11 protein-coding genes and 1 tRNA gene are annotated in these 17,148 nt (G+C 44.5%); 4 read left to right on the top strand and 8 right to left on the bottom strand.

All coding sequences use genetic code 11. From position 1 onward, the window contains the following. Positions 1–111: 111 nt before the first annotated feature. Positions 112–183, bottom strand: a tRNA-Met gene (locus G5B30_RS11895). Between the two features lie 158 nt (positions 184–341). On the opposite strand from G5B30_RS11895, the gene era reads away from it, so the two are divergent. Further along, positions 342–1,220, top strand: coding sequence for a GTPase Era (gene era, locus G5B30_RS11890; RefSeq protein WP_165320209.1), 879 nt, complete (start codon positions 342–344; stop codon positions 1,218–1,220). A 13-nt stretch (positions 1,221–1,233) separates the two neighbouring features. Here the strand turns inward: era and uvrC are convergent, their stop codons facing one another. From uvrC to G5B30_RS11875, 3 genes are read right to left on the bottom strand one after another with little or no spacing between them, the layout of a single operon-like run. After that, entirely contained in the window at positions 1,234–3,039 is a 1,806-nt protein-coding gene (uvrC, locus tag G5B30_RS11885) for an excinuclease ABC subunit UvrC (protein WP_165320208.1), read from the bottom strand. 23 nt (positions 3,040–3,062) lie between these two features. Further along, a complete protein-coding gene (locus G5B30_RS11880) occupies positions 3,063–5,306 on the bottom strand; it encodes a transglycosylase domain-containing protein (protein ID WP_165320207.1) in 2,244 nt (747 codons plus the stop codon). A 25-nt stretch (positions 5,307–5,331) separates the two neighbouring features. Beyond that, a complete protein-coding gene (locus G5B30_RS11875; protein ID WP_165320206.1) occupies positions 5,332–8,298 on the bottom strand; it encodes a tetratricopeptide repeat protein in 2,967 nt (988 codons plus the stop codon). 109 nt (positions 8,299–8,407) lie between these two features. Between G5B30_RS11875 and G5B30_RS11870 the strand changes: the two genes are divergently transcribed. Beyond that, positions 8,408–9,634 carry a TCR/Tet family MFS transporter gene (locus G5B30_RS11870; RefSeq protein WP_165320205.1) on the top strand — a complete coding sequence of 409 codons (1,227 nt, stop codon included), beginning with the start codon at positions 8,408–8,410 and terminating at the stop codon, positions 9,632–9,634. Positions 9,635–9,640: 6 nt separating this feature from the next. Here G5B30_RS11870 and ispF read toward each other — a convergent pair whose 3' ends face one another. Then, positions 9,641–10,120, bottom strand: a complete 480-nt coding sequence (gene ispF / locus G5B30_RS11865; RefSeq protein ID WP_165320204.1) for a 2-C-methyl-D-erythritol 2,4-cyclodiphosphate synthase — start codon at positions 10,118–10,120, stop codon at positions 9,641–9,643. A 245-nt stretch (positions 10,121–10,365) separates the two neighbouring features. Here ispF and G5B30_RS11860 point away from each other — a divergent pair, with 245 nt between their 5' ends. Together G5B30_RS11860 and G5B30_RS11855 are read left to right on the top strand one after the other, a co-directional pair. Beyond that, positions 10,366–11,760, top strand: coding sequence for an SUMF1/EgtB/PvdO family nonheme iron enzyme (locus tag G5B30_RS11860; protein ID WP_317164337.1), 1,395 nt, complete (start codon positions 10,366–10,368; stop codon positions 11,758–11,760). Between the two features lie 62 nt (positions 11,761–11,822). Continuing rightward, entirely contained in the window at positions 11,823–13,109 is a 1,287-nt protein-coding gene (locus G5B30_RS11855; protein WP_165320202.1) for a PDZ domain-containing protein, read from the top strand. A gap of 65 nt (positions 13,110–13,174) precedes the next feature. On the opposite strand, the gene pnp is transcribed toward G5B30_RS11855, so the two are convergent. The 3 genes from pnp to G5B30_RS11840 all read right to left on the bottom strand — a co-directional run bounded on the left by pnp (position 13,175) and on the right by G5B30_RS11840 (position 17,144). After that, complete coding sequence (pnp, locus tag G5B30_RS11850) at positions 13,175–15,361, bottom strand: polyribonucleotide nucleotidyltransferase (protein ID WP_165320201.1); 2,187 nt, start codon at positions 15,359–15,361, stop codon at positions 13,175–13,177. Between the two features lie 187 nt (positions 15,362–15,548). After that, positions 15,549–15,827 (bottom strand): 30S ribosomal protein S15, encoded by a 279-nt coding sequence (gene rpsO / locus G5B30_RS11845; protein ID WP_165320200.1) that lies wholly within the window; start codon positions 15,825–15,827, stop codon positions 15,549–15,551. Positions 15,828–15,929: 102 nt separating this feature from the next. Further along, entirely contained in the window at positions 15,930–17,144 is a 1,215-nt protein-coding gene (locus tag G5B30_RS11840; RefSeq protein WP_165320199.1) for an acyltransferase family protein, read from the bottom strand. Positions 17,145–17,148: the final 4 nt, after the last annotated feature.

Below are 17,148 nucleotides of genomic sequence, written 5' to 3'. Positions count from 1 at the left end.
GCAACGAGGCTTTCCAGTCCTGATACGTACTACCGACCATTCCCATTACTGGACTTGTACAGTGGAGATAAAAACAAGAAAAGCCGGTCAACTAACCAGCTTTTCATTTAGTAGCGGGGACCAGACTCGAACTGATGACCTTCGGGTTATGAGCCCGACGAGCTACCACTGCTCCACCCCGCAATATTTCTTTATAAAAAATGCTGTGCCTTGCGCTCAGCAATTGTTGTTATCCGTTTGATTGGAGTACAAAGATAGCACTTTTCCTCATACCAACCAAATTAAAAAACAAAAAGAACAAATATTATTAGTTCCTTTGTAAAACAAACACATATCAAGAGATGGCGCATAAAGCAGGATTTGTTAGTATTATTGGAAAGCCAAATGTAGGTAAGTCTACCTTAATGAACGCTTTAGTGGGTGAAAAGATGTCGATCATCACCCCCAAAGCACAGACCACACGTCACCGCATTCTGGGTATTGTCAATGATGAAGACCATCAAATTATTTTTTCGGATACCCCCGGTATTATAAAAGCAAAGTATTCCCTGCAGGAATCCATGATGAATTTTGTACAAGGATCCCTGATTGATGCCGATGCCGTTCTCTTCATGACCGACATACACGAGAAGTATGATGAGAACGACGTACTGGAGCAATTGCGCAAGACATCCGCTCCCGTAGCCGTACTCATCAATAAGATCGACAAATCTTCCGAAGAAGAGGTCAAAGAAAAAATCCAATTTTGGCAGGAGAAACTGAATCCCGACAGCATCTTTGCCGTATCGGCCTTGCTGGGACATAATGTAATGCCTTTATTGGATTACATCAAAGAAAAACTCCCGGTTCACCCCCCTTATTACGAAAAAGACGAACTCACTGACAAATCTCTGCGTTTTTTTGTATCTGAGATTATCCGGGAAAAGATCTTCAAGCTCTACGATAAAGAAGTCCCCTACAGTACCGAAGTGGTAGTTACCTCCTATAAAGAAGAACCCCGTATCACACGTATCGCTGCGGAGATCTACGTCGAGCGCGACTCCCAAAAGAACATCATCATCGGCAAGGGCGGCGCTATGCTCAAAAAAGTAGGCACATACGCCCGGCAGGACATTGAAGAGTTTATTGGCCGGAAAGTATTTTTAGAAATGTTTGTTAAAGTCATCCCCGATTGGCGGACCAAGAAGAACCTCTTAAAGCGGTTCGGATACGAAAATTAATGCTCCCTTACATTTAGGGAGCGCTGAAATATTCCCGAAGCGCCTGCACCTGCTTTATATTTAAGACCTGCATCAACTCCTCGTCCGAAGTCTCCCGAATGCGTTTGACCGATTTAAATTGTTTCAGCAGCTTCTGAACAGTGACCTGCCCTATTCCAGGTATATTATCAAGTTGAGAGACAAAAGTCTTGCGGCTCCGCTGATTGCGATGGAAGGTGATACCAAATCGATGGGCTTCATCCCGCAGATGCTGAATGATCTTCAATGTCTCCGATTTCTTATCCAGATACAAGGGATACTGATCCCCCGGGTAGTACAACTCCTCCAGACGTTTGGCAATACCGATCACCGTGACCTGTTTATCAATACCCAACAACTTTAAACTCTTCAAAGCCGCCCCCAACTGACCTTTTCCACCATCGATAACGATCAGTTGTGGCAGAGACTGTCCCTCATCCAACAACCTTCGATAGCGGCGGAATACAGCCTCTTCCATCGTTGCAAAGTCATTGGGCCCTTCTACCGTCTTCACGTTAAAATGCCGATAATCCTTTTTAGAAGGTCTGGCATCTTTAAACACGACGACGGCCGAGACCGGAAAGTTGCCCTGGATATTGGAGTTATCAAAACATTCGATATGCCGAGGAAGGACATTCATACGCAGATCTTTCTGCATCTGCCGAAGTATACGCTCCGTTTTTATCTCCGGATTCAGCTTTTCATACTGTAACAGTCGTTCTTTCTTAAAGTAAGCTACATTTTTCAGCGACAATTCCAGCAGCTTCCGCTTATCTCCAGCTTTGGGAATAGTAAACTTAGCATCGGCCGACAGACCCTCTACCGTAAGCTTGAACGGAACAATAATCTCCCGCGATATACTTTTATAACGGTTTCGGATTTCCGGAATAGCAATCGCCAGCAGCTCCGCGTCCGACTCGTCCAGACGTTTCTTCATTTCCAGCGTTTGCGTCTGAATAACGACACCATTCATCACCTTCAAAAAGTTGACGAAGGCATAGCTCTCATCGGAAGCAATACTGAACACATCCACATTGGAAATGGATGAACTCACAACCGTCGACTTGCTTTGGTAGTTCGCCAGTTTTTCCAATTTTGCCTTGAGCACATAGGCCTCTTCAAACTTTAGATTTGTCACCGCATCTTCCAGTTGCATTTTGAGCCTGTTGGTCACGACGCCGATCTTTCCATTCAGGATATCGCGGATATCTTTGAGATTTTGCTCGTAGTCTTCTTCCGACTGTAGCCCTTCGCAGGGCCCCTTACAATTACCGAGCTGATACTCCAGGCACACCTTGAATTTACCTTTCGCAATATTCTCCGGGGATAAATTGAGGTTGCACGTACGAAGCGGAAATAGTTCCCGTATCGTATCGAGCACGATGTGCATCATGCCTACGGACGCATAAGGCCCAAAATAGGTCGAACCATCTTTTATATACTTTCTCGTCCAGAAGACCCGTGGAAAACGTTCGTTTTTAATAACAATCCAAGGATAGGTTTTATCATCCTTAAGCATCACATTATAGCGAGGCTTATGCTTTTTTATCAGGTTGTTTTCCAACAACCAGGCATCGATCTCCGTATCTACAATGGTAAAAGCGATACGGTTGATCTTCCGCACCAGCACCTTGGTTTTTGCATTGAGCTGCCTGTCGTTCACAAAATACGACCCGACACGGTTTTTCAAATCTTTCGCTTTCCCCACATAAATCAGCACACCATCTTTATCAAAATATTGATAAACACCCGGCTTATGCGGTATCCGCTTTAACTCTTCTTTATAATCAAAACCACTCATCTACAACAACATGAACAGCAAACTTAAAAACCCAGCCTGTCGTCATCCAATTCTACTTCCGGTGAGTAACCATCATACTTGGAGTATTCCGAACAGTCCAATGTTTTTGTCAAGCCCCCCGGCGGCAGAGGAAAATCCCCCTTGGAGTAATTCAGGGACGAATCGCTATATACTTTCTTCATAAAGAACCCAAAAACTGGTAGTGCTGCTGCCGCACCCTGACCATATTGCATATTGCTAAAACTTATACCCCGGTCTTCTGCCCCGGTCCACACACCAGCCACAAGCTCCGGCGTGATACCGATAAACCAGGCATCGGAGTTGTCGTTCGTCGTACCCGTTTTCCCGCCTATCGGATTCGTCAGCCCACCGAACTCCTTACGGCGCAATCGGCTACCCGTACCGCCATCCACAACGCCCTTCAACATATCTACCATAATATAAGCCGATTCACTGTTTAGTGCTTTGACCACCTTCGGTGTCCGCTCATAGATCGGCGTACCATTTTTATCTTCAATACGCAAGATCATTATGGGTTCTGTCCATGTTCCATGATTGACAAATGCTGAATATGCCCCCACCATATCGAAGACGGAAGCTTCATAAGCTCCCAAGGCGATAGACGGATAACTTGGCACATTCGATGTGATACCCATTTTTTTCGTCAGCGCAGCGACATTCGCCGCGCCTACCTCATTAATAACATAGGCCGTAGCGTAGTTTTGCGAATATTTCAATGCATTCTTCAAGGTAATCGGATCACCACCCCACACCGAACCCCGCGGCGTCCAGTCTCCGTACGTTTGCTGATGGTTAGGCAAGGAGTAGCAGGGTGAATAACCGTTGTCTATTGCGACAGCATATGTGAACGGTTTCGCCGTAGAGCCCACCTGCCTAATTCCCATGCGTACCTGATCGTATTTATAATGCTCAAAGCTCACACCACCGACCCAGGCTTTGATATGTCCCGTAAGCGGTTCCATAGCCATCATCGAATTACGAAGCATCAGCTTATTATATTTGATCGAGTCCATTGGTGTCATTACGGTATCCACATTTCCTTCCCAGGTAAATACTGTCATCGGAACCTTCGTATTGAATGCCTTTTTGATGTCTTCTTCCGGTGCGCCATCACTTTTCATCACCCGGTATCTGTCCGACCGCTTCATACCCGATTGGAGCAGTTTCGCATTATCACCCGCAAAAGCATTTTTACGACGCCATTGCTTATCAAACTCCCGCTGTAGTTTTTTCATCCATTCTTTTTGCGCCTCTTCAGCGTATTGCTGCATCTTATAATTAATCGGCGTATATATTTTCAAGCCATCCCGATCCAGATCATACGGTGTACCATCTGCTTTCGTTATGGAGAGCCGCTGAAGCTCCTTCTTGATTTCATCTTTCAACACCGATCTGAAGTAAGGCGCTAATCCTTCCCCATAACTCACCACATTGAGCTTCAATCCTAACGGTTTTGCAGCTGCTTCCTCATATTCCGCTTCGGTAATAAACTTTTCTTTCAGCATATTGCGAAGCACCAAATTCCTACGGCTTAGCGCCCGCTCCGGGAATTTTATAGGTGAATAATAATAGGTTCCTTTCAACATGCCCACCAAAACAGCCGCCTGATCTGCCGTCAGCTTGTCGGGCGTCGTATTAAAGAAAGTCCGTGCGCCCGATTTGATGCCAAATGTATTTTTATACCCGAAATCGACGGTATTGAAATACATCATGATAATCTCCTCTTTGGTATAATTCCGTTCCAACCGCACCGCCGTAATCCATTCCTGAAACTTCTGCATAATCCGCTTCAACGTGTTCTTTTCACGTCTTTCGGAAAATAGATTCAATGCCAACTGCTGTGTAATGGTACTTCCTCCCTGTTTGTTACCTAATAACGTATAGAAGACAACCGTCATGGTTCGGGAATAATCAATACCAGAATGGCTATAAAACCGTTTATCTTCGGTAGAAACCAGCGCCTTAACTAAATAAGGCGATAACTCGCTATATCGAACGTTCGACCTGTTCTCGACATAATACGTACCTAACACCTTATTATCTTCCGTGATAATCTCGGAAGCCAGATTATTGTTCGGGTTTTCCAAATCATTGAAAGTCGGTAAACTTCCAAAAAGCCCCATACGAACACTGAACAAAAATAAAAACACAAATAGGACTAATCCCACCAGAATTTTCCAAAAATTCCGGGTGTATCGTTTGATATCCTCCTGCGTTAATTTACTGTCTTTCGGTTCTCTCCTCATATACGCTACGTGTATGTATAACTAATTATTGTTCAATATATTGCTGATAGTAATCCGTAATCGCTACGCCATCTACCAACGAAGGTATAAACTCTTTTGTAATGATAAAAGTATTATAAATCTCCGATGGAACTTTCATAATTTCTTCCATCATCGGCAAAATCCGTGCCTCATAGGACTTCACTTCGTCGAAATGTTGAAATGGGCCTACAAATACCAACTGATTTTCACTATTTACCACTTTCAATTGATGGTTAATTCCCGCCTTTTGATAGCGTGTCCGGTTGAACTGACCTATTCCATAGCGACTAGGTGCCAGATTCACGGTAGGATTCTTCACATTAACGACAAAATAATACACAGCCGTATCCGGAAACAGCACTTTGTCTCTGTAGTTGCTTGCTTGTGGCTCAATGGTAGCCGCTGCAATCGTATTCCGACCGGCCGTCACATTCCCAGTAGCCGTATTTTGTTGTCCAATGCCGATATTTGTCGTTGTTTCCAGCTGTTCGAATGCTGCGATTTTCTCCACCTTGTCCGGTGCTTTCGTCACCGCAGCCTTTTCTTTCTCCTCGTTCTTCTTTTCCACAGGTTTTTCGGTCACCAAAGCCACACCCGTCCTGTAATCGCCCTGTATGGTCAACAGCGGCCACGGCGTCATGTGCGGTTCATCCACAAAAGCTACTCTACTCTTATCTTTATCCTGAAGCGCATTGACCCGATTGACAAACAATTCCGGATTTTGCCCAATAAAAGCTATATTTTCCTTCGCCAAAGGTGTAACCAGACTATCGGCAGGAAACTTTTGGACAATTGCCGAAAGCGCCTCCGTAAAATCATCCACCCGGCCGACCCGACCTATCGCCAAGGCTTTCAAATATTCGACCTGCGCCACCAGCGCTGAATTATCAAACCGTCCCTGAAGCTCCCGGTCGGCTTCCGCGATTACTGCGGTGTAATCTCCGCTGGCGTAAAGATCAAACAATCTTTCAAACAAGCGATCGAGGATATTTTTATCCCGGCGGTACTTGTCCATATAAGCCGGATCCATTGCGACCTTGGCATGCAGGGAGTTCGGATACAAAGCTATTAAGCGATCTTTATAAAATGCGGCTTTATTCCGGTCGATTTCCTCGTACATACGAAACAGCGAATAATAAATAGCAGGCCCTTCCGCGGTATTTGGATACCGCCGGAGAAATTCCTCATAAACCTTAATGGCTTCCACATTGTCGTGTGTATTGTCCCGGTAGATATTACCGATAGCTATCAAATTATCATGGATATTTTGATGCAGGCTATCACGGGCAGATGCTGTCTCTGGCACCGCTTGAAGATATCTTTCTACCGTAGCGTTGATAAAAGCATCTTCATCAAGCGCCGCCGGCTCTTTCGATTCCGTCGTAGGCTGCACGGTCGGTGCCGCACCGGTATTCAAGGCTACGGCATTGTCTGCTTCATACCGCCAGTTGTCCTTCAATTGCCGATTACCCCAACGCCGTTTGAAGGCCGTCTGTCCCAAAAGCCGCTCATCCGGGTTATTAAAATAAAATGTTTTATCCGAAGCCGGACCCGACGTCATTTCCTGCTGATCCAGCATATTGAACGATGTGGCATTCCCTGTACTATAAGACGAGGCCGATCTCCCTTTCTTTTTCGTCACTTGCTGCTGCCGGGCCAACTGTGCTTTTTTTGCCACCAATTCCCGTTGCGCATAGACACGTACGACACTATCCCGCTCCGCTTCTGTCAATGCTGACATAACCAACAATGTATCTTTCTGAATGACGTCGTGAAACAATCGCGTAATTTCACCCATATAGCTCAACTTACGACGCACCGTATTCACATCGGTGTAATCCGCCGGCAGGACCGTTGCCACCGAATCATAGTACAGCTGCGCGGCATAGTATTGCTTCTGATCAAAGTAATAGTCACCCAGTTTCAAGTACGTTTCGGTCGCCTGATAATTATTTCTGTTCGGTTCAGCCAACGAACGTTTATAGAAAGCTACGGCCTCCTCGGGCTTTTGATGTTGCAGGTACATCTCCCCGATCTGAAACAAAATCTGGTCCTGATAGCCATCGTTCTTCCCTTCCCGGAGCATGCGTAACAACGGTTTCACCTGATCTTCTACCCGATCATATCGGGCTCCCCGGAGCAACGACGCCTGAAGCTGCGCTTCAAACGCCATATCATGCGGAACATTCCCCCGTGATATCTTCGAAAAATAAGTCAGCGCCTTTTGGCCGTTCCCGTTGTCCTTGTACAACTGCGCCAGCAGAAACATCCATCGCCTGCTGTCCAAACGTTTTGCATTTGATTCCAGCGCATATTCCAGATACGGAATAGCTTTTTTATCCTCTCCCTGGCGAACCAGGTAGTTGGCCATCGCTGCGTTGACAAACGTACGCGTTGCCTTGTCATCATCCAGCGTCGCAAAAGCCGAATCAAGCATGATCTTAGCTTCTTCCGTTTTTCCGATCTGCAATAAAGCCCGGGATTTCCAGGCATAGGCCAAAGGTAAGTATTCCCTTTGCTCCGCCGCCGACCGCAACAGGTGATTAAAAAATTCAATGGAGGTATGATACGAACCTTTCAGATAATTCGCCTTCGCTACGATAAAATAAGCTTCATTGACATACTTACTTTCCTGCTTTTTATGAATGATCTTGTATGCTTTTGTAATCAGCGAATCCATAAGGGGATTTTCATTTCCTCCCACAGGCTCATCAAAGACGCTCTGTCTGATCTGATAGTTTTTATTGGCACTGTGAAAGACCTTGTCCCATTCGTCTTCCAACATCAGGTTGGCATTGTACAAGATATTGTATTTGCTCGTAAAATTCTGCATGAAGCTGTACTCCACCTCGGTTTCCACACCATCGCTTTCAGACGTAGTACCACGGTTTTTCAGGCCCTTACAGCCTTGAAAAAGACAAAAAAGGAGCACTACACAAACATATAACAGACGAACCGGAGTGGACAACATACCAACTGTATCAAAGTTGCAAACTTACTTATTTTAACGGAAATTTATTAATAATTACCGCATTTCAGTAGGTTAAAAAACTTTTATACCTTTACGGCTTTCTAATTATATGGCGAATAAAACGAATGCATCGGGATTGTTGTTTATTTTCATCACAGTCGTCATCGATGCGATAGGTTTGGGAATTATCATCCCCGTGATGCCAAAACTGATTACAGAGCTTATCCATGGGGATATCAGTCAGGCTTCCCAATATGGCGGGTGGTTGGTTTTCGCTTATGCCATTACACAGTTTTATTTTGCTTCGGTCTTAGGCAACCTCAGCGATCGATATGGACGCCGTCCGGTCTTGTTACTTTCCGTTTTTGGTTTTTCGATCAACTACTTACTTATGGGATTTGCGCCAACGATCTTATGGCTGTTTGCCGGCAGGCTCATCGCCGGTATTACAGGAGCCAGTTACACCGTCGCTGCCGCTTATATTGCTGACATCAGTACACCACAGAGCAAAGCACAAAACTTTGGCTTATTAGGAGCAGCCTTTGGACTGGGTTTTATCATTGGGCCCGTCATCGGAGGCGTCTTAGGACACTACGGCTCCCGCATTCCCTTCTTTGCCGCAGCCGGTTTATGCGGACTCAATTTTTTGTATGGCTATTTTGTCGTACCCGAATCGTTGGACAAAGCCCTTCGAAGACCATTCCGCTGGAAGGCGGCGAACCCTATCGGCACGTTTTTGCATCTAAAGTCTTATCCCGCTACCACACCGTTGATTGTGTGTATTTTTCTCATCAACATTGCAGCACATGCCGTACAAAGCGTATGGTCGTATTATACCATGGAAAAATTCCTCTGGACCGAACGTCTGGTGGGCTTCTCCTTGGGATTTGTCGGTACACTTTTAATGATTGTTCAAGCAGGACTTATGCGTATTCTGATTCCAAAGATCGGGTTAGTCCGGGCCATCATTATTGGAATTTCCTTAATGACAGTATCCTTCCCTTTATTTGGTTTGGCAACCGAATCCTGGATGATGTATGCGATTAGCATTCCTTATGTACTCGCCGGTATTGCAGGTCCTTCTATTCAAAGCTATATTTCCAATCTCATCCCACAAAACGAGCAGGGTCAGATTCAAGGCGGAATTACTTCCGTCATCAGCCTCACCGCCATTATCGGCCCGCTCCTTATGACCAATCTGTTCTCCCATTTTTCCAGGAGAGACAGCGCGATCTATTTTCCGGGAGCACCTTTTCTATTAGCCGGACTCTTAGCATTCGCCGCACTGATCATTGCCATCCGTTTTTTCAGATCCCGATCCGACACCAGCCAATAAAGCAGACTACTTCTTTTCTAATAGGCAAACAGCATAAGCCACGACCCCTTCCTCTCGTCCGATAAACCCCATGGTCTCATTTGTTGTGGCTTTAATCGAGATATCCTCAACGTCCAAACCCGCCGCCAGCGCTAACTTTTCTTTCATCTGGGGGATATAAGGTTTGATCTTTGGTGCTTCCAGACACAGCATGGAATCAATATTTCCCAACGTCCATCCGCGTGCAGCAATCAGCCGCACGCATTCCTCCAACAACAGTAAACTGCTGATTCCCTTCCATTTTGGGTCTGTATTCGGAAAATGATAGCCAATATCTTCTAAATTCGCTGCCCCTAAAATAGCATCACAAACAGCATGTACCAACACATCAGCATCCGAATGCCCAAACGCACCGGAATGATGCTCCAGCTCGACGCCACCAACCACAAAGGGATGTCCTTCTTTCATCTGGTGAACATCGAAGCCAAAACCTACTTTAATCTTCATAGCACGCTAAAATAGACATATTTAACCGATTTAACATTTTTTAAGTTTTATTCTTCAGGATTTGGAGGATTATTCCGTTCTTAGTTGACAATTTGTATCAAAATATTTTTAACTTTGGTGGTTACAACAATTATTGTATGAATTATTCCAGATTAACATTTTTCTTCTTGTTAACAGTTTTTGGACTGACAACTCTTTTCACCTCGTGTAAAAGCTCGAGGAGTAATGCATCAGACAAAACCGGTGTGAAGTATAATGATCCATATAATGGTGGTCTTCAAATCAACCGTAAAATACAAGAGGCTCCCGGGCCCGGACTAGTAGCGATAGAAGGCGGGACTTTCGTTATGGGCGGTAGTTTGAATGAAGATCTGGGTTATACACATGACAATCTTAAGCGCAGGGTAACCATTGCTTCTTTTTATATCGATGAAACAGAAGTGTCAAACGCTGATTGGTTGGAATATCTTACTTGGATTTCAAATAATTTCCCCCAGGATGCACGCCTCTATTACGAGGCATTGCCAGATTCTCTGGTCTGGAGGAATCCGTTATCATACAATGAACCTTATGTCAACCTCTACTTACGGCACCCTTCTTTTCAGGATTATCCCGTTGTTGGGGTTACTTGGGAGCAGGCCAATGCATATTGTCTCTGGCGAACAGATCGTGTGAACGAACATATCCTGCGTCAACGTGGTATTCTCGCAGACTACAAATCCGTCTATGAACAGGGAAGTGAGACACGTACAGGTCAAGCGTTCAATACTGACATCTATCTCGATGGCCAGTTTCAAGGCGAGGGCATTGATGGAAAGAAAATGCCTAAAGACAATCGTATCGGAGCTGAAAAAGATGCAAAGCGTATCGTGCGGATGGAAGACGGCATCTTAAAACAACCTTACCGCCTACCCACAGAGGCGGAATGGGAATATGCCGCACTCGGCCTTATCGGCAACACGTATGATGGTAATATTGAGACTGCCCGTACATACCCTTGGAATGGTCTAGGTGTTCGCGACGCGAGCCGGGGCAACCAAGGCCGCATGTTGGCCAATTTCAAAATTACAAGTGGAAACAATATGGGTGTAGCAGGTGATTTGAATGATGGTGGTGATATCACTGTGCCTGTAAAAAGCTATCTGCCGAACGATTTTGGATTGTACAATATGGCAGGCAACGTCAACGAATGGGTTGCTGATGTATATCGTGAGTTATCTTATGAAGATTTTGAAGATTTCAACCCTTTTAGAGGTCATGTCTTTACCAATAAACTTCATGAAAGGGGAAAATTGAGTCTAGCGAAAGACAAATATGGGCGTCCTATACAGGTGCCGGCAAAAGCGCCTCGGAAGCAAAGCTGGGAAGAACTTCAGGCGTCTACCGTAGCCGATCCGAATGCGACAACATACGATTATGACGTTCGCGGATTCAAAGATGAAGCCCAAGGCGAACTGTATGGAAAAGCCACGTTAGTCAATGACAAATCCCGGGTGTATAAAGGTGGGTCGTGGAACGATCGGGCGTACTGGTTAAATCCGGCTACGCGTCGCTTTATGCAACAAGATGAGTCGAATGCTATGACCGGCTTCCGCTGTGCCATGACGATGGTCGGAAACAACACCTTTGTAAATCGATAAGGAAAAAAGCGCCTCTCATCTTTACAGGGTATTGATATATTCGTGTATTTATGATTGGCGACGTGAGAAATATACTATACTTTCTTGTCTTTTTTTCTCCTTGCACCTTTGCGCAAGGCATATTTCGATTGCCAGACGATAAGCCCCACTCCTTCAAATTTGAACTTGTCAATAATGCCGTTTTGGTACCCGTTACCATTAACGGTATGGCATTTACCTTTTTATTGGATACCGGTGTGAAAGAAACTATTTTATTTGCGCATACGGAAGATTCTGTGTATCTGCATAACCCGAATAAAATAACATTTCATGGCATTGGAAGTGAAGATAATATTGAAGGAATCCTATCGATGGGCAATTTGATGACCGTTGGAAAAATAGCCGTAGATACCCTGCATTGGATTTATGTCGTCCAGGCTGACGATCTGGATATATCCAGCGACATAGGCGTAGCTATCAATGGCATATTGGGATCCAGGTTTTTCAACAGCTTCCCGATGCGAATCAATTACCAAAAATCAAAAATAACACTTTATCCACCCTCCTATAACTATAATAAAACGCTCAAGGGATACCATAAAACCAAGATCAGTATTGAAAACGACCGGCCGTATATCCAAGCAAAAATCCAGGTTGATGAGGATTGGAAGGATATGAAAATGTTGATCGACATGGGAAACACCGATCCGTTGACGTTATTTCCATCCATGCTTCCACATTTCACGATTAAACGTCCTTTCGTTGAGGAATACCTAGGCAGAGGTATAAATGGAGCTATTCATGGCAAAAGAAATAGAATACGGAAAGTAGGTATTGGAACTTTTGAATTGGCCTATCCCATCGTTTCATATCCCGATTCAAATGCAGTTTTTAAAAACAAGCTGGTAAAAGACAGAGCAGGATCCATAGATAATCAAACATTACAACGCTTTCATCTCCTGATCGACTATGCCAGAGAAGAGATCTACTGGAAGAAGAATAAGATGTTCCACAGGCCTTTTCTGGTTAATATGGCAGGCATAGATATAAAACACGACGGAATGATCTGGACAAAAATATGGGCACCGATTACCGGTCATAAAAAAGAACTAAACTTTCAATACAATTTTGTACTGAAGCCGCGATATAAAATTGCGGGACTCCGTAAGCATTCACCGGCAGCACAAGCAGGCGTGCAGACAGGCGATATACTCCTGAAAATAAATGGCATACAGACCAAACACCTCTCTTTGTCCAAAATTATGAACAAATTGCAATCCCATCCCGGAGATGAAATAAGATTAACGCTGCAGCGAGGAACAGACACAAAGAATATCCGCTTCCATTTGGAAGACCCTATTCCTTATTAGAAATAGTTAAGCCCCATTTTTCAATGGGGCTTACTGCATTATGATGAATAAAACTTTTGCTGACCCTACGCTTCCGGCGCATCCGATGCCGTAGGTGCAGGCGCTTGGTCCCGTTGAGGCCTATCTTCTTTTGGAGGACGAGGCAACAACACCTTACGGGAAAGCTTCATCTTACCTTGCTTATCGACATCCAACAACTTCACCGTCACCGTATCTCCTTCCTTAAATACACCATCCATGGTCTCCAAACGCTTCCAGTCGATCTCCGAGATATGCAATAGACCATCTTTGCCCGGCATAATTTCTATAAATGCACCAAATGGCATGATAGACTTCACTTTCCCCTCATAGATTTCGCCGATTTCAGGTTTAGCAGCGATCGCTTTGATACGGGATACCGCAGCATCTATCGAAGCCTTATTGTCCGCAAATACCTGCACGATACCCTTGTTGTCTACTTCTTCAATGGAAATCGTAGCACCTGTTTCACGTTGCATCTCCTGAATGATTTTTCCACCTGGCCCAATGACAGCTCCAATGAAATCTTTATCAATCGTCAGTTGGATAATACGTGGTGCATGCGGTTTATAGTCTTCACGTGGCGCCGACAAGGTTTTGTTCATTTCGCCTAAAATGTGAAGACGCGCTTCTTTGGCTTGATCCAAAGCTTGTGTTAACACTTCCCATTTCAGACCATTGATCTTCAAATCCATCTGACATCCGACGATACCATTCGCCGTTCCTGTCACCTTAAAGTCCATATCACCCAAGTGGTCTTCATCACCGAGAATATCCGAAAGAATCGCATACTTACCTGTTTTTTCATCGGTAATCAATCCCATCGCGATACCTGATACCGGTGATTTCAACTTCACTCCCGCATCCATCAATGCCAATGCTCCCGCACATACCGTAGCCATAGAAGACGAGCCATTCGATTCAAGAATATCCGATACCACACGAATAGTATACGGGTTTTCTTCAGCTCCTGGCAAAACTTGCTTCAACGAGCGCATAGCCAGATTTCCGTGTCCTACTTCCCGACGGCCGGGACCTCTATTCGGTCTTACCTCTCCCGTAGAGAAGCCTGGAAAATTATAATGTAAGATAAACTTGTTGTACCCATGGATAAAGGCACCATCGATCATCTGTTCATCATCTTTTGCACCTAATGTTACCGATGTTAACGATTGCGTTTCACCCCGTGTAAATACTGCTGATCCGTGTGCTGCAGGCAAATAATCGACTTCAGACCAAATCGGGCGCACTGTACGCACATCACGGCCATCCAAACGTATACCTTCATTTAAAACCAGATTACGAACAGCCTCATACTGTACATCGTGATAATATTTCTTCAATAAGAAAGCGGTATCTTCTTCGATCTCTTCACCCAATGTTGCAAAAAAGGCCTCACCAATCTCGGCAAATTTCTCGCTCCGCTCATGTTTCGCCGAACCCGATTTTGCCACAGCATATACTTTATCGTACGTTGCACTAAACACCTGCTCTCTTAAAGCCAGATCCGAAGGCTCGTGATTAAATTCACGTTTAACTTCCGCTCCGACTAATCGTGCCAGCTCGACCTGTGCTGCAACTTGCTTTTTGATCGCTTCATGCGCAAAAGCAATAGCTTCTACCATTTCAGCTTCTGATATTTCTTTTGCCTCTCCCTCTACCATGACGATATCTTGAGCAGAACCTGCCACGATAAATTCCAAAGACGCATTTTCCAATACAGGAAGTGTCGGGTTAACCACCAACTGACCATCTACTTTCGCTACGCGGACTTCCGATATCGGTCCATTGAAAGGGATGTCCGACACCGCTAAAGCCGCTGACGCCGCCAATCCAGCAAGCGCATCCGGCATAATATCTTTATCTGCCGATATTAATGACACCATAACCTGTGTATCGGCATGATATGTCTCGGGGAAGAGTGGACGTAATGCCCTATCGATCAACCTCGATATAAGGACTTCGTAATCCGACAGTCTGGCCTCACGACGTAAAAATCCGCCCGGTATACGGCCAGCAGCTGCATATTTTTCTTGATAATCTACAGACAATGGAAGAAAATCCACGCCTGCTTTTGGTTCTTTTGATGAAACGACTGTTGCCAGCAACATCGTTGCACCCTGTTTCAATACCACCGAACCATCAGCTTGCTTCGCCAATTTGCCGGTAGACAATTCGATAGGAGCCATACCGCCCCCCATTTCAATTGTAACTTTTTGTTCGTTATAACTCATTGTGTTCTACTTGTGATACATGGGCCTCTTTCAAAAAATTCATGTATCGATTTTATTTGACTTTTTTAGTTGCACAAAATTAGATAAAAAGCTTCGTATTCACCAATCGAATATTAAATGAGTTTATACATACGAAAAAAGCCACCCACTTTTATGTAGATGGCTTTTGTTTTTTAATCGCTAAAGATTACTTGATAATATCACGTAGACCTAATGCCTTGATAATAGCACGGTATCTTTCGATATCTTTTTTGTACAGATAAGCTAACAATGAACGACGCTTACCTACCAATTTTTGTAGTGCAAACTGCGTATTGAAATCTTTTCTGTTTTTTTTCAAATGCTCTGTCAAGTGAGCAATACGCTTTGTGAATAAAGCTACCTGGCCTTCTGCAGAACCTGTGTTGGAAGCTGATCCTGCAAATTCATTGAAGATACCAGCTTTGTATTCTTTACTTAAATACATTCTTGAATAATATTAAAGTGTTATAAAAATTATTAATTGCCCGCAAAGATAGAAATTAAAAAGTGAAAATTAAAAATAAAAAGAGACTAGTGTTACTCCAACTCAAACCTTCACATAGATTCCTTTCTTGTCCAAGATATACCCGACAGCCCACATCAACAGCATATAACAAAACGCATACGCAAGAGAGCCGAGCTCGGGTGGCCCAGGTATCATCGCACAAATATGCTTGTAAAACCAGGCAAATGCTGTTGTATATAACTGCATGCCATCTTCACTAAAACCAGCTGGAATCCGGAACAAGCCTACAAAACGTATCAAAAGTGCACTAAGCACATATATAAACAACGGGTTTTTGCCGAACACATCAAAAAACTTCGTCACCCGATTTCTCACCCCCTGTACTTCGATATACCAGATCATCGTCGCAATCACCAAAACACCCAGCCCGGCCGTATACAGCACATACGAACTCGTCCATATTTTTTTATTAATCGGAAACCCAAAGGACCAAACATAGCCCAATACAATCAAAAGAAACCCGGTCACAAAAAGTCCTGATAGTAATTTGAAATGCGGTTCTTTCGACGGGGGAACTTTCGTCCACAACCAGTCCACCTGCCCCTGATTTCGGATAAACAATCCTGTCAAGTAGCCAAAGACCACCTGAACAACAGCAGGTAGCGTACTTGCTAAGCCCTCCGGGTCAAAAGGCACGCCTTCCCCCTTATACATATGCGCCACGCCTAGTACCTGCTTGTCGATCGCCGTCCCAAACCAGCCTTCCAGACTATAGGGGTCTTCTCCGCCCAAGAAAGCACACAAACCCCAATACAGGAATAATATACCTATTGAAATACCTATAATTGCCTTCGGCTTAAAATAGAAAGCCAAGATTGATGCAAAAAAATAGGCCAGAGCAATACGTTGTAAGACCCCTAAAATCCGTATTCCCTGATCCGGATTATCCGGGTTGACCCACGGTTTAAAAAGCAGTTCTTCCCCCTGCCATTGTACAAACGGCCACCACATAATAAAAAGCCCGATTAAAAAGATGATGACCGTTCTTTTGATCACTTTCTTCCAAAATATAGCCGGGCCGCCCGCCTGAAGGCGCGGCATCACAAATGCCATTGCATTGCCTACGGCAAACAAAAAGAACGGGAATACCAGATCCGTTGGCGTCCAGCCATGCCAATCCGCATGCCGCAATGGTGCAAAAATATGTTTCCATGTCCCCGGATTATTGACCATAATCATCAAGGCTACCGTAGCTCCCCGAAACACATCCAATGCATGATAACGTTGCGTCTTCATCACT

It is taken from the genome of Sphingobacterium sp. SGG-5 (genome assembly GCF_011043525.1).
Lineage (GTDB): Bacteria > Bacteroidota > Bacteroidia > Sphingobacteriales > Sphingobacteriaceae > Sphingobacterium.
This window is presented reverse-complemented; position numbering and strand designations above follow the sequence as displayed.

Coding starts and splice junctions, on each gene's coding strand:
- uvrC (WP_165320208.1), bottom strand. CDS start 3,039: ATGAGTGGTTTTGATTATAAAGAAGAGTTAAAGCGGATACCGCATAAG.
- ispF (WP_165320204.1), bottom strand. CDS start 10,120: ATGAAGATTAAAGTAGGTTTTGGCTTCGATGTTCACCAGATGAAAGAA.
- rpsO (WP_165320200.1), bottom strand. CDS start 15,827: ATGTATTTAAGTAAAGAATACAAAGCTGGTATCTTCAATGAATTTGCA.
- G5B30_RS11875 (WP_165320206.1), bottom strand. CDS start 8,298: ATGTTGTCCACTCCGGTTCGTCTGTTATATGTTTGTGTAGTGCTCCTT.
- G5B30_RS11870 (WP_165320205.1), top strand. CDS start 8,408: ATGGCGAATAAAACGAATGCATCGGGATTGTTGTTTATTTTCATCACA.
- G5B30_RS11880 (WP_165320207.1), bottom strand. CDS start 5,306: ATGAGGAGAGAACCGAAAGACAGTAAATTAACGCAGGAGGATATCAAA.
- G5B30_RS11840 (WP_165320199.1), bottom strand. CDS start 17,144: ATGAAGACGCAACGTTATCATGCATTGGATGTGTTTCGGGGAGCTACG.
- era (WP_165320209.1), top strand. CDS start 342: ATGGCGCATAAAGCAGGATTTGTTAGTATTATTGGAAAGCCAAATGTA.
- pnp (WP_165320201.1), bottom strand. CDS start 15,361: ATGAGTTATAACGAACAAAAAGTTACAATTGAAATGGGGGGCGGTATG.